Below are 12380 nucleotides of genomic sequence, written 5' to 3'. Positions count from 1 at the left end.
GAACGCAGGGGCGTCGGCCTCGGGGTGACGGTGTGTTCAAGGGCGCATCGCGGGGAGTGGTCCTGCCGGACCGCGTGCGGGCGGGTTCAGGGACAATGGCTGGTGTGAGCACCGAGCAGTCCTCCCCGAGGGAGTCCTCAGCAGAGCAGGCGGGCACCGAGCCGACCGCCGCGGAACAGGCACCCGAGACGCAAGCCGAGGCGGCGGAGCCGCCCAAGCGCGCCTCCGGGAAGCTGCTCGGGTTGCTGGGCGGGGTCGCCGTGGTGGCCCTGGCCATCGACATCCTCACCAAGGTCGCCGTGGTCGCCAACCTGGAGGGCAAGCAGCCGGTCGAGTTGTTCGGCGGCCTGCTCTACCTCGACGTGCTGCGCAACCCCGGTGCCGCGTTCTCGCTGGCCACCGGCATGACCTGGCTGCTCGCGCTGCTGGCCTCGGCAGTCGTCGGCGTGATCATCTGGCTGGCGCCGAAGCTGCGCTCGCCGGGCTGGGCGGTGGGGCTCGGCCTGGTGCTCGGCGGCGCCTGCGGCAACCTGGTCGACCGGTTCTTCCGCGCCCCCGGACCGCTGCAGGGGCACGTGGTGGACTTCCTGTCGGTGTTCGCGCCGGGCGGCGCGGTGTGGCCGGTGTTCAACGTCGCCGACTCCTGCATCGTCTGCGGCGGCATCCTGGTCGTGCTGATGTCGCTGCTGGGCCGCGACTACGACGGCACGGTGCACCGCAAGAAGAAGGCAGCGCAGTCGTGAGCGATCTTCGAACGCTGCCGGTTCCCGACGGGCTGGACGGCATGAGGGTCGACGCGGGCCTGTCGAAGCTGCTCGGCCTGTCCCGCAGCGCCGTCGCCTCGCTGGCCGAGTCCGGCGACGTGCTGGTCGACGGCAACCAGGCGGGCAAGTCGGACCGGCTGGTCGCCGGGGCCTGGCTGGAGGTGACGCTGCCGCCGGCGCAGCAGCCGCTGCAGGTCGTCGCGGTGCCGGTGGACGGGCTGAGGATCCTGCACCAGGACGACGACATCGTCGTGGTCGACAAGCCGATCGGCGTCGCCGTGCACCCGAGCCCTGGCTGGGAGGGGCCGACCGTCGTCGGCGGGCTCGCCGCCGCAGGCGTGCGCATCGCGACTTCCGGGGCCTCCGAGCGGCAGGGCGTCGTGCACCGCCTGGACGCGGGCACCACGGGTGTGATGGTCGTGGCCAAGAGCGAGCACGCGTACTCGGTGCTCAAGCGCGCGTTCAAGGAACGCACCGTGGACAAGCGCTACCACGCGGTGGTGCAGGGGCATCCGGACCCGAGCCGCGGCACCATCGACGCGCCGATCGACCGGCACCCGCGCCACGACTACAAGTTCGCGGTCGTCACCGGCGGCAAACCCAGCGTCACCCACTACGAGACGGTGGAGGCGTTCCGCGCGGCGTCGCTGGTGGACGTGAAGCTGGAAACCGGGCGCACGCACCAGATCAGGGTGCACTTCTCGGCGATCAAGCACCCCTGCGTCGGCGACCTGACCTACGGCGCGGACCCGGTGCTGGCCCGACGACTCGCTATTACCAGGCAGTGGCTGCACGCGCGCAGCCTCTCCTTCGAGCACCCGTCCGGCGGCTGGGTCACGTTCGAAAGCGATTACCCCGCCGACCTGCAGCATGCGCTGGACGAGCTCCGCGGTCAGGACGGCTGAGCCGGGTACGGTGGCGGACAAGCCTGTGAACGAGCAAGGGGGCTTGATGGCACAGTCGAGGTCGTTCGATGGCTCGGATGCACCGACGCCGCCCAGCGGCATACCGGTGTTCGACGCCGGAGCCGACGCGGACACGCCGCCGGCCGGTTTCACCAGCCTCGGCGACGTGATCAGCGCGGAGGACGTGGGGAAGGCGGCGCCGTCGGTGCTCGGCGCGCCGGAACCGAACCAGGCGGGGGGCGAAGCGGGGGACTGGCCGACGCTGGAGTACCGCAGCCGCAACAAGCTGGAGCGCCCCAAGCGCAACAACCCGCTGAACATCTTCCGCCGCGGCAAGGAGTCGTGAGAAAAGCACGGCCTCACAGGGCCTTGAGCTCTTCGACCACTTCTCGTACCGAGGCCTTGGCGTCGCCGAAGAGCATCGTCGTCTTCGGGTCCGTGTAGAGCGGGTTGTCCACTCCCGCGAAGCCCGCCCGCATCGAGCGCTTCAGGACGACGATCGCCTTCGCCTGGTCGACGTTGAGGATCGGCATGCCGTAGATCGGCGAGTTCGGGTCGGTGCGGGCCGCCGGGTTGGTGACGTCGTTGGCGCCGATCACCAGCGCGACGTCCGCGCGGGCGAACTCGTCGTTGATCTCGTCCATCTCCTTGAGCTGCTCGTAGGGCACGTCGGCCTCGGCGAGCAGCACGTTCATGTGGCCGGGCATCCGGCCCGCCACCGGGTGGATCGCGTAGTCGACGGCAACCCCCTGGTCCGCCAACAACTTCGCCATGTCCTGCACCGCGTGCTGGGCCTGCGCGACCGCCATGCCGTAGCCGGGCACCACGATCACCTGCCCGGCGTAGGCCAGCTGGATCGCCACGTCGGCCGCGCTGACCGAGCGCACCGTGCCGTCGGTGGCCGCCGGGGCCGCGGTCGCGCCGCCGCCGAAACCGCCGGCCACGATCGACGGGATCGACCGGTTCATCGCCTTGGCCATCTGGTCGGTGAGGATCGAACCGGACGCGCCGACCAGCATGCCCGCCACGATCATCGCGGTGTTGCCCAACGCCAGCCCGGCCGCGGCCGCCGACAGCCCGGTGAACGCGTTGAGCAGCGACACCACCACCGGCATGTCGGCCCCGCCGATCGGCAGCACCACCGCGATCCCGGCCAGCCCGGCCAGCACCAGCACCGGCACGATCAGCAGTTCGGCGGTGCCGCCGAGGCCGATCGCCACGGCGCAGCCGATCGCCCCGGCCAGCAGCAGCACGTTCAGCGGCATCTGCAGCCGGCCGACGGTGATCGGGCGGCCCGGCACGATCTCCTGCAGCTTGCCGAAGGCGACGAGCGAACCCCAGAACGAGATCGAGCCGACGATCGCCGCGAACAGCGTCGAGATCGCCACGTTCGCCGGCTCGCCCTGGAACCCGGTGGTCTCCCGGAACTCCACCCACGCGGTGAGCGCCACCGCGCCGCCGCCGACGCCGTTGAACAGCGCGACCATCTGCGGCATCGCGGTCATCTTCACCCGCCGCGCGGCGGGCACGCCGACGACCGTGCCGAGCACCAGGCCCAGCACGATCAGCCACCAGTTGCCCAGGCCCGGGGTGAGCAGCGTGGCGACGACGGCGACCGCCATGCCCGCCGCCGCGATCGCGTTGCCGCGGACCGCGGTGCGCGGGCCGGTCAGCCCCATCAGGCCGTAGATGAACAGCGCGAACGCCAGGATGTAGAGCACCGAGCGCAGGGTGATCACTTGTCGGCACCCTTCCGCGTCGCCTCCGGCTTCCGCTTGAACATGCCCAGCATCCGGTCGGTGACCAGGAATCCGCCGACGACGTTGATGGTGCCGAACACGATGGCCACCAGCGCCAGCAGCTGCGAACCGAGGTCCTCCACCCCGGACCCGAGCACGAGCACGCCGCCGAGCAGCACGATGCCGTGGATGGCGTTGGTGCCGGACATCAGCGGGGTGTGCAGCGTGTTCGGCACCTTCGAGATCACCGCGAAGCCGACGAACCCCGCCAGCACCAGGACCGCGAGATCGGCCAGGAACATCGCCCCTCCTCCCGTCGCCTGTGGAAGCTCGTTGACGCTCATGCCGGGTCCGGACAGGTGATGCAGGCGACGGCGAGGACCTCGTCGGTGAGGTCGGGCGCGAGGCGGCCGTCGACGAGCATCAGCTCCAGGAGCGCCTGGACGTTGCGGGCGTAGAGCTCGCTGGCGTGCTCCGGCATGCTCGCCGGGAGGTTCAGCGGCGCCGCGATGGTGATCTCGTGGCCGACCACGGTTCGCCCCGGCTCGCTGAGCTCGCAGTTGCCGCCCGCCGCGCCCGCCAGGTCGACGATCACGCTGCCCGGCCGCATCCGGCGCACCGCCTCCGCCGGGACCAGCTTCGGGGCCGGTCGACCCGGCACCAGGGCGGTGGTGATCACCACGTCGAAGCCGGCGATGGCCGAGTTGAGCCGGTGGGTCTGCTCGGCGCGCTCGTCGTCGGTCAGCTCCCGGGCGTAGCCGCCCTCGCCGACCGCCGAAACGCCCAGGTCCAGCCACTTGGCGCCCACCGAGCGCACCTGGTCGGCGACCTCCGGTCGCACGTCGTAGCCGGTGGTGCGGGCGCCGAGCCGCTTCGCGGTCGCCAGCGCCTGCAGACCGGCCACCCCGACGCCGAGCACCAGCACCGACGCGGGCTTCACGGTGCCCGCCGCGGTGGTCAGCATCGGGAAGAACCGGGTGCATTCGCTCGCCGCCAGCAGCACCGCGCGGTAGCCCGCGACGTTGGCCTGCGAGGACAGCGCGTCCATCGACTGGGCCCGGGAGATGCGCGGCACCGACTCCAGCGCGAAGCCCCGCACCCCGGCGGCCCGCAGCCGGTCGGCGATGTCCGGATCGGTCAGCGGCGCCAGGAACCCGATCAGCGCCGACCCGGGCGACAGCCGGGTGATCTCCGCCTCGGTCGGCGCGTTCACCTTGACCACGACGTCGGCGGACCACGGATCGCCGATGCTCGCGCCCGCCTTGGCGAACGCCTCGTCCGGGATCAGCGCGGCCTGCCCGGCACCGGCCTCGACCACGACGGCGAGGCCCTGCGCGCACAACCGCTCCACCACGCCCGGGACGAGCGCGACCCGGCGTTCCCCGGGCACCGTCTCGCGCGGCACACCGACGCTGGTGCGACCGCTCTCCGGAGAGGTCATGACTCCAGCTCGTCACACCGCGGCGCAAACCGCAAGACCACCCGCCCGTTCGCCCCGGCAGATCACTAGGACAGACGTACTGGTGGGCGGGAGTTCTGGCATTCACCAGATTTGCGGCCCCGCCGACCGGGAACGCGGCGAGGAGCTCAGAGGTCGGTGATGTCCCACATGAGGGTGCGCTGTTCGTCGCCGGGGCGGGGCGTCCAGCGGACCTTGGTGAGCTCCGTGTTCTCCGGCAGCACGTACACCGTGTGGCCGCCCGCGGTTTCGCCCGGCTGCACGCCGATGCGGTGCGGTGGGCGGGAGGACAGCGACACCGGCGCCTTCGACACCGCCCCGCCGTCCTCGGTGATCAGCTCCAGGTACAGGTCGGGCAGCGAGGCGAACGGCGTCGCCCCGCGGTTGGTCAGCTCGGTGTGCACGACGACCGCGCGCTCGCCGTCCTGCAGCTCGTAGCCGGCCGCGGTGAACAGGAAGTCGGCCGGGTCCACGACCTCCACGAGCAGGATCGTGATCCGCTCGCCCTCCAGGCCCTCGACGTCGAGCTTGCTGCCGACCTTGCCGGTGCGCACCGGCTGCTGCTGCGGCGCGGCCTGGGCGCCCGGCCACTGCTGGTCGCCGCGGGCCCAGGCGGCCGATCCCGGCGGCCCCCACACGTTCATCGGGTTCGGCGGCGCGGGCTGCTGCTGGAAGGACGTCGCCGGCGGGCCGGCCGGGACGAACGGCTGCGGCCCGCTCGGGCCGCCGTACGGCGCCGGGTAGCCGCCGGTGGGCATCGGGTAGCCGCCGCTGGGCTGCGGGTAGGAGCCGGACGGCTGCACCTGGTGGCCGCCGCTGGCCTGCCCCTGCACCTGGTACGGCCCGCTGGCCATGTTCTGCTGCGCGGCCCAGTGCTGGGCGGCCGCGACCGCGTTGCGGATGGCCTGGGGGTCGCACTCGACGCCGACGATCAGCGGCAGGCCGGTCGTGGAGAGGGCAGCAAGGCGTGCGGCGACGTCGCGCACGTCCATGCCGAGCCGACCGGCGATCTCGGGAACCGCCGCACGGCCCATCTCGGCGACGACGCTCAGCAGACGCACGTCCACGGGATCAGGGCCAGCCACGTCGTGCCACGCTACCCGCTCACCCCGACCCAAGCGTAAACGGCATGTGCTTTTGATCCGGACTTCGCGACCGGGCGGCCGGGCAGCGGGGCGGCTCACACCCCGCCCGCGTGGAAACACCGCGCAACGCCGGGGGAATCTCCGGCCGAGTCGGGGCCGGGAGTTAGGCTGGCACCTCTCCCCGAAGCCCGCCGAAGGAGGACTTTCCCGTGCCTGTCGACCCCTTCGTTCACCTCCATGTGCACACCGAGTACTCGATGCTCGACGGTGCGGCGAAGGTGGGGGCGTTGTTCGCCGAAGCCGAGCGGTTGGGCATGCCCGCGGTGGGGATGACCGACCACGGCAACATGTTCGGCGCGGACGAGTTCTACCAGCAGGCGCGCAAGACCGGCATCAAGCCGATCATCGGGATCGAGGCGTACCTCGCGCCCGGCAGCCGGTTCCACAAGAAGCCGGTGTTCTGGGGCGAGGCCAAGCAGCGCGGCACCGACGAGTTCGGTGAGGGCGGTGACGTCTCGGGTGCGGGTGCCTACACGCACATGACGATGGTGGCGCGCAACGCGACCGGCCTGCGCAACCTGTTCACGCTGTCCAGCCGCGCGAGCTTCGAGGGCATGTACCGCAAGCCGCGGATGGACAAGGAGCTGATCTCGGAGTTCTCCGAGGGCATCATCGCCACGACGGGTTGCCCGTCCGGCGAGGTGCAGACCCGGCTGCGGCTGCGGCAGTTCGACGAGGCGCTGCGGGCGGCGGCGGAGTACCAGGAGATCTTCGGCAAGGACTACTTCTTCCTGGAGCTGATGGACCACGGGCTGCCGATCGAGCGGTCGGTGCGCCAGGGTCTGCTGGAGATCTCCAAGAAGCTGGGCATCCCGCCGCTGGCGACCAACGACAGCCACTACGTCACGGTCGACCAGGCCGAGTCGCACGGCGCGTTGCTGTGCGTGCAGTCGGGCAAGACGCTCAGCGATGAGTCGCGGTTCAAGTTCGACGGTGATGGTTACTACCTGAAGTCCGCGGCCGAGATGCGGGAGTACTGGGACAAGGAGGTCCCGGGCGCGGCGGACAGCACGCTGCTGATCGCGGAGATGGTCGAGTCCTACGAGGACGTCTGGTCCTTCCAGGACCGGATGCCGCGCGTCACCGACGGCACCGGCCGGAGCGAGCGCGAGCTGCTGGAGGCCGAGGTCGAGCAGTACCTGCCGACGCGGTACCCGGACGGGCCGACGCAGGAGTGCCTGGACCGGATCAAGGTCGAGCTGGACGTGCTCGACACCAAGGGCTACTGCGCGTACTTCCTGGTCGTGGGCGACCTCACGCGGTGGGCCAAGTCGCAGGGCATCCACGTCGGGCCGGGCCGTGGCTCGGCGGCCGGTTCGCTGCTGGCCTACATCCTGCACATCACGAACCTGGACCCGCTGGAGCACGGGCTGATCTTCGAGCGGTTCCTGAACCCGGAGCGCGACTCCCCGCCGGACATCGACCTCGACTTCGACGACCGCCGCCGCGACGAGGTGCTGCAGTACGCGATCAACAAGTACGGCCGCGACAAGGTGGCGCAGGTCATCACCTTCGGCAAGATCAAGACGAAGGCGGCGATCAAGGACTCCGCGCGGGTGCACCACGGCCAGCCCGGGTTCGCCATCGCGGACAGGATCTCCAAGGCGCTGCCGCCGCCGATCGCGGCCAAGGACATCCCGCTGTCGGGCATCGTCGACCCGCAGCACGAGCGCTACGCCGAGGCCGCCGAGGTCCGCAGCCTGATCGAGACCGATCCGTCGGTGTCGCAGATCTTCGACACCGCGCGCGGCCTGGAGGGCCTGATCCGCAACGCCGGCGTGCACGCCTGCGCGGTGATCCTCTCCTCGCAGCCGCTGCTGGGCACGGTGCCGCTGTGGGCGCGCGACGACGGCTCGATCATCACCGGCTGGGACTACCCCTCGTGCGAGGCCATCGGCCTGCTGAAGATGGACTTCCTGGGCCTGTCGAACCTCACGATCCTCGGTGACTCGCTGCGGATGGTGAAGGAGAACCACGACCGCGACATCGACCTGTCCAATCTGGGGCTGGACGACAAGACCACCTACGAGATGCTCGCCCGCGGGGAAAGCCTGGGAGTGTTCCAATTCGAAGGTGGCGGCATGCGGGAGCTGCTCAAACGCCTGCAGCCGACCGAGTTCGGCGACCTGGTGGCGGCCAACGCGCTGTACCGGCCGGGCCCGATGGACGTCAACGCGCACCTCGACTACGCGGACCGCAAGAACGGCCGCAAGGAGATCGAGCCGATCCACCCCGATCTCGAAGAGGATCTGCGCGACATCCTCGACGAGACCTACGGCCTGATCGTCTACCAAGAGCAGATCATGGCGATCGCGCAGAAGGTGGCGGGCTACAGCCTCGGCCGAGCGGACATCCTGCGCCGCGCGATGGGCAAGAAGAAGAAGTCGGTCCTGGACCAGGAATTCGAGGGTTTCCAGGCCGGCATGCAGGCGAACGGCTACCGCGACGAGGCCATCACCAAGCTCTGGGAGACGGTGCTGCCGTTCGCCGGCTACGCGTTCAACAAGTCGCACGCGGCCGGTTATGCCCTGGTGGCGTACTGGACGGCGTACCTGAAGGCCAACTACCCGGCCGAGTACATGGCCGGGCTGCTGACCTCCAACGGCGACAACAAGGACAAGATGGCGATCTACCTCGCCGAATGCCGCCGGATGGGCGTCAAGGTCCTGTCGCCGGACGTCAACGACTCGAAGGACACCTTTGCCGCGGTCGGCTCCGACATCCGCTTCGGGATGAGTGCGATCCGCAACGTCGGGTCCAACGTGGTGGCGTCGATCGTCAAGTCCCGCGAGGAGAAGGGCCGCTACACGTCGTTCACCGACTTCCTGGACAAGTCGGAGATCCTGGCCTGCAACAAGCGGGTCATCGAGTCGCTGATCAAGGCGGGCGCGTTCGACTCGCTGGGGCACAGCCGGATGTCGCTGGTGCAGCACCACGAGGCCGCGGTGGACGCGGTGATCGGGCTGAAGCGGCAGCAGGCGATGGGCCAGTTCGACCTGTTCGGCGCGGACTCCTCGGAGGACAGCGCGGACGCCTCGCCGCTGGCGCACCTGGTGTTCACCCCGGAGGAGTGGCCGCGCAAGCAGCTGCTGTCCTACGAGCGGGAGATGCTGGGCCTGTACGTCTCGGCGCACCCGCTGGACGGGGCGGAGCGGCTGCTCGCGCCCTACCAGGACACCGGGATCGCCGACCTGGTCGGCGGCGAGCGGGAGTTCGGCGGCGGCAAGGAGCAGCTGAAGATCGCCGGCATGATCTCGGGCATCCAGCGCCGCATCAACAAGAACGGGCACCCGTGGGCGATCGTCACGCTGGAGGACCTGGACGCCAGCGTGGAGGTGCTGTTCTTCCCGAAGTCCTACGAGATGTACTCCGACTGCCTGGTGGAGGACACCGCGCTGGCGGTCAAGGGCCGCATCAACGAGCGGGAGGGCACGATCAGCGTGTTCGCCTCGGATGCGGTGCCGGTGGACATCTCGGCGGCGGAGACCGACCCGGGCACCGACCCGGCGTTCGTGATCAAGGTGCCGGTGGGCCGGGTCGACCAGTCGCTGGTGGCGGAGCTGAAGCGGACGCTGCAGGCGCACTCGGGCACCACGCCGGTGCAGCTGAAGCTGCAGAGCCCGCGCGGCACGACCCGCCTGGCGTTGTCCAGCGACTACTTCGTGTCCACCGAGACCGGTCTGCAGGGCGAGCTGAAGGGCCTGCTCGGCGCGGGCTGCTTCGAGGCGTACTGATGCCGCGGCACCCTCGGGTCCACAGTGGACCCGAGGGCGCCGGTGTCACCGGGCGGCGCGTAGCCGGTCCACCACGGGTTGGTAGTTGGGGAGGCCGTGTTCGACCCAGGACTCGGCGTTCTCCAGCGCGGTGCTCCTGTCCTCCGCAGGGGAGTCCTCGGCTCCGTGGTCCAGCAGCACCTCGACCAGTTCGAGGAGCGTCTCGGCGGGCACTTCGTGCTCGTAGTACCCGGTGTCGCCGATGAGCGCGCTGAGCGCGTGCTCCTTCTCCGCCCCCGATTCCAGGAGGAAGCGCACCTCGTTCATCCGGACCCGCAGTGCGCGGGCGGACTGGTAGGGCAGGTCTTCGAGCAGCTCGTGGAGGGGCTGGCCGTCCAGCTCGCCGCTGTGCGCTCCGCGGCCGACGAGGAAGCGCACGTCGCCCTCCGGGTAGGGCAGGCTCCTGATCGCCAGGTCGAGCATCGTCGCGCCCGTGAGCGAGGTCGCGTTCACCGGGGCTCCCGCCTCGACGAGCGCCCGCAGGATCTGCCGGTGGTCGTCGTCATCGATCTGCGCGGCGCACGGCTTGACCCGCTGGTTGCCGTCCAGCGCCGCGAAGTGCGGAGCGTTGCCGTACTCGGCCTGGAGATCGGTGCGCGCTCCGGCCGCGAGCAGCGCTGCGACGGCGGCCGGCTTCCGGTGCGCCACGGCGACGTGGAGCGGCGCCATGCCGCGTTCGTCCGGCGCGTTGACGTTCGCGCCTGCTGAGATCGCCGCTGCGATGGCGTCCACATCCCCGCGGCGGCACGCGTCGACGAGCGTGCGGTCCTGTTCGGTCGGGGTACCGGTCGGCTGGAGCTCGACGATGGCGTACGCCAGCTCCTGGTGGGGCGGGGCCGCGCTGGTGAGGAAGGCGAAGCGCGCGCCGTTGAACCGGATCAGCGCCCGGCCGAGGTAAGGATCGTTCCAGAACCCGGTCGTCACGACTCCCATCGCGCCGAAATCGCCGTCGAGCAGGCGCGCGACGAGTCGCCGCCCGGGGGACTCGACCACGCCCGCCTCGGGATGGCGGTACTCGGTCTGGTCGTGCTCCTCGGGATCTTCCACATCGTCGATGCGGTTCGCCAGCAGGTCCAGCGCTTCGTACATCGACGAGGCGTCGCCCACCGCCATGCCGACGGCGTATTCGAGCTCGTCCTCGTCCTCGTCGTCCTCGAAATCGTCGAATTCGTCGTCGAGCTCGTCTTCGTCGAACGGGGTGTGGTCGTGTTCGCCGGTGTACTCCACGAGCACGTAGTGCCCGTTGCAGAGTTCGGGGCGGAGCCGGCCGGCGTCGGCTTCGGCCAGGCAGCGGAGGACTTCTTCTGGATCCACGCGGTGATCTTGCCTGGTGCTGGAGCGGCGTTGGTCCGGTTTGGGCACGCCCGTGCGTGCTTCGTGTTGCTGTAGCAGCACGAAGCACGCACGGGTCCGGGGTTCAGCTGTCGCGGAGGCGGCCGATCAGGCCCGCGAGCATGGCGATCTGGCCGGGGGACTCGCGCGGGATCACGTGCTCGTCGCGGGAGTGCGGCCCGGCGCCGACCGCGCCGAGGCCGTCGAGGACCGGCTTTCCCAGCGCTGACACGAAGTTCGCGTCGCTCACCCCGCCCACGGCGGTGCCCTCCAGGTCCCGGCCGATGTCCTGCGCGGCGGCGCGGGCGGCGTCGAACAGCCGCTCCGACGGTGGGTTCGGGTTCATCGGCGGCCGGTTCCAGTCGCCGGTGATGTCGAACTTGATCCGGTCGTCGGTGACCGCCAGCGCGGCGAAACCCGCGTCGATCCGGGCCGTCTCGGCCGGGTCCTGGATGCGGATGTCGATCTCGCAGGTCGCCCGGCCGGCCACCACGTTGCGGCCGGTGCCGCCGGTGATCAGGCCGATGTTGATGGTGGTGCCGCGCTCCGGCGCCGCCAGGGCGGTGATCTGCGGGACGAGCTCGGTGATGGCGTGGATCGCGCTCGCGCCGGCCGTCGGATCGAGCCCGGCGTGCGCTTCGACGCCGGAGACCGTCAGGTCGAACATGCCCAGGCCCTTGCGGCGGACCTTGGCCATGCCCTCCCGGCTGGGCTCCAGCACCAGGGTCGCGGTGGCCTCGGCGCAGGCCCGCTCGATGTGCGGGCGGGACGCGATGCTGCCGATCTCCTCGTCGCCGGTGAGCAGGAACCGCACCGCCGGGTGCGGGATCTCCAGCTCGCGCAGCAGGCGCAGCGCCCACACGCCGTGGACGATGCCGAGCTTCATGTCCAGGCAGCCCGGCGCGGTGATCCGGTCGCCCTCGACGGTGAACGGCCAGTCCGCCAGGGTCCCGATCGGCCACACCGTGTCGTAGTGGCACAGCAGCAGGACGGTTCCGGCCGCGGTGCCGGGAAAGGTGATGTCGAGGACGTCACCGCGGTCGCCGCAGTCGTGCCGGGTCCGCGCGGCCGGCTCGCCCAGCCGCTCGGCGAGCCAGTCCGCGATGTCGGCGAGCCCGGCGTCCAGCGCGGCCTTGTCGTTGCTGGGGGTCTCGTGCTCGACCAGCCGACGAAGGTCGGCGATCACCTCGGGAAGGTCGCGCTCCGCCGCACCGGTCAATGCCGTCGCACTGCTCACTCGTCGTCACCTCTCTGCTCGTGCTT

At 70.7% G+C, this 12380-nt stretch carries 10 protein-coding genes; 4 read left to right on the top strand and 6 right to left on the bottom strand.

The annotated features are described in order from the left end of the window. The first annotated feature begins 95 nt into the window (after positions 1-95). The 3 genes from lspA to AB0H93_RS29070 are packed head-to-tail and all read left to right on the top strand — an operon-like array spanning position 96 to position 2015. Entirely contained in the window at positions 96-743 is a 648-nt protein-coding gene (lspA, locus tag AB0H93_RS29080; protein ID WP_358576568.1) for a signal peptidase II, read from the top strand. A gap of 41 nt (positions 744-784) precedes the next feature. Continuing rightward, positions 785-1669 (top strand): RluA family pseudouridine synthase, encoded by an 885-nt coding sequence (locus AB0H93_RS29075; protein WP_358576603.1) that lies wholly within the window; start codon positions 785-787, stop codon positions 1667-1669. A gap of 46 nt (positions 1670-1715) precedes the next feature. Continuing rightward, positions 1716-2015, top strand: a complete 300-nt coding sequence (locus AB0H93_RS29070) for a hypothetical protein (RefSeq protein ID WP_358576567.1) — start codon at positions 1716-1718, stop codon at positions 2013-2015. A gap of 13 nt (positions 2016-2028) precedes the next feature. On the opposite strand, the gene AB0H93_RS29065 is transcribed toward AB0H93_RS29070, so the two are convergent. The 4 genes from AB0H93_RS29065 to AB0H93_RS29050 all read right to left on the bottom strand — a co-directional run bounded on the left by AB0H93_RS29065 (position 2029) and on the right by AB0H93_RS29050 (position 5952). After that, positions 2029-3408: an NAD(P)(+) transhydrogenase (Re/Si-specific) subunit beta gene (locus tag AB0H93_RS29065; protein ID WP_358576565.1), complete on the bottom strand. Its 1380-nt coding sequence runs from the start codon at positions 3406-3408 to the stop codon at positions 2029-2031. After that, the gene (locus AB0H93_RS29060) at positions 3405-3710 is read right to left on the bottom strand and encodes an NAD(P) transhydrogenase subunit alpha (protein WP_093261552.1); all 306 of its coding nucleotides are present in this window, start codon (positions 3708-3710) and stop codon (positions 3405-3407) included. The genes AB0H93_RS29065 and AB0H93_RS29060 overlap by 4 nt, the downstream gene beginning before the upstream one ends. A 38-nt stretch (positions 3711-3748) precedes the next feature. Continuing rightward, entirely contained in the window at positions 3749-4849 is a 1101-nt protein-coding gene (locus AB0H93_RS29055; RefSeq protein ID WP_358576563.1) for a Re/Si-specific NAD(P)(+) transhydrogenase subunit alpha, read from the bottom strand. Positions 4850-4995: 146 nt separating this feature from the next. Next, positions 4996-5952, bottom strand: coding sequence for an AsnC family protein (locus AB0H93_RS29050; RefSeq protein WP_358576561.1), 957 nt, complete (start codon positions 5950-5952; stop codon positions 4996-4998). 209 nt (positions 5953-6161) lie between these two features. Here AB0H93_RS29050 and dnaE point away from each other — a divergent pair, with 209 nt between their 5' ends. After that, positions 6162-9746 (top strand): DNA polymerase III subunit alpha, encoded by a 3585-nt coding sequence (gene dnaE / locus AB0H93_RS29045; RefSeq protein WP_358576560.1) that lies wholly within the window; start codon positions 6162-6164, stop codon positions 9744-9746. A gap of 45 nt (positions 9747-9791) precedes the next feature. Here the strand turns inward: dnaE and AB0H93_RS29040 are convergent, their stop codons facing one another. Together AB0H93_RS29040 and AB0H93_RS29035 are read right to left on the bottom strand one after the other, a co-directional pair. Then, a complete protein-coding gene (locus AB0H93_RS29040; protein ID WP_358576559.1) occupies positions 9792-11099 on the bottom strand; it encodes an ankyrin repeat domain-containing protein in 1308 nt (435 codons plus the stop codon). Between the two features lie 103 nt (positions 11100-11202). Beyond that, positions 11203-12354, bottom strand: coding sequence for a M20 family metallopeptidase (locus AB0H93_RS29035; protein ID WP_358576558.1), 1152 nt, complete (start codon positions 12352-12354; stop codon positions 11203-11205). Between the last annotated feature and the right edge of the window lie 26 nt (positions 12355-12380).

Origin of the sequence: Saccharopolyspora sp. NPDC050642 (assembly GCF_040654735.1) — a bacterium.
Taxonomy (GTDB): domain Bacteria; phylum Actinomycetota; class Actinomycetes; order Mycobacteriales; family Pseudonocardiaceae; genus Saccharopolyspora; species Saccharopolyspora elongata.
This window is presented reverse-complemented; position numbering and strand designations above follow the sequence as displayed.

Bases quoted from the DNA above. Each gene is read 5' to 3' on its own strand.
- lspA (WP_358576568.1), top strand. From the start codon at position 96: ATGGCTGGTGTGAGCACCGAGCAGTCCTCCCCGAGGGAGTCCTCAGCA.
- AB0H93_RS29075 (WP_358576603.1), top strand. From the start codon at position 785: ATGAGGGTCGACGCGGGCCTGTCGAAGCTGCTCGGCCTGTCCCGCAGC.
- AB0H93_RS29070 (WP_358576567.1), top strand. From the start codon at position 1,716: ATGGCACAGTCGAGGTCGTTCGATGGCTCGGATGCACCGACGCCGCCC.
- AB0H93_RS29060 (WP_093261552.1), bottom strand. From the start codon at position 3,710: ATGTTCCTGGCCGATCTCGCGGTCCTGGTGCTGGCGGGGTTCGTCGGC.
- AB0H93_RS29055 (WP_358576563.1), bottom strand. From the start codon at position 4,849: ATGACCTCTCCGGAGAGCGGTCGCACCAGCGTCGGTGTGCCGCGCGAG.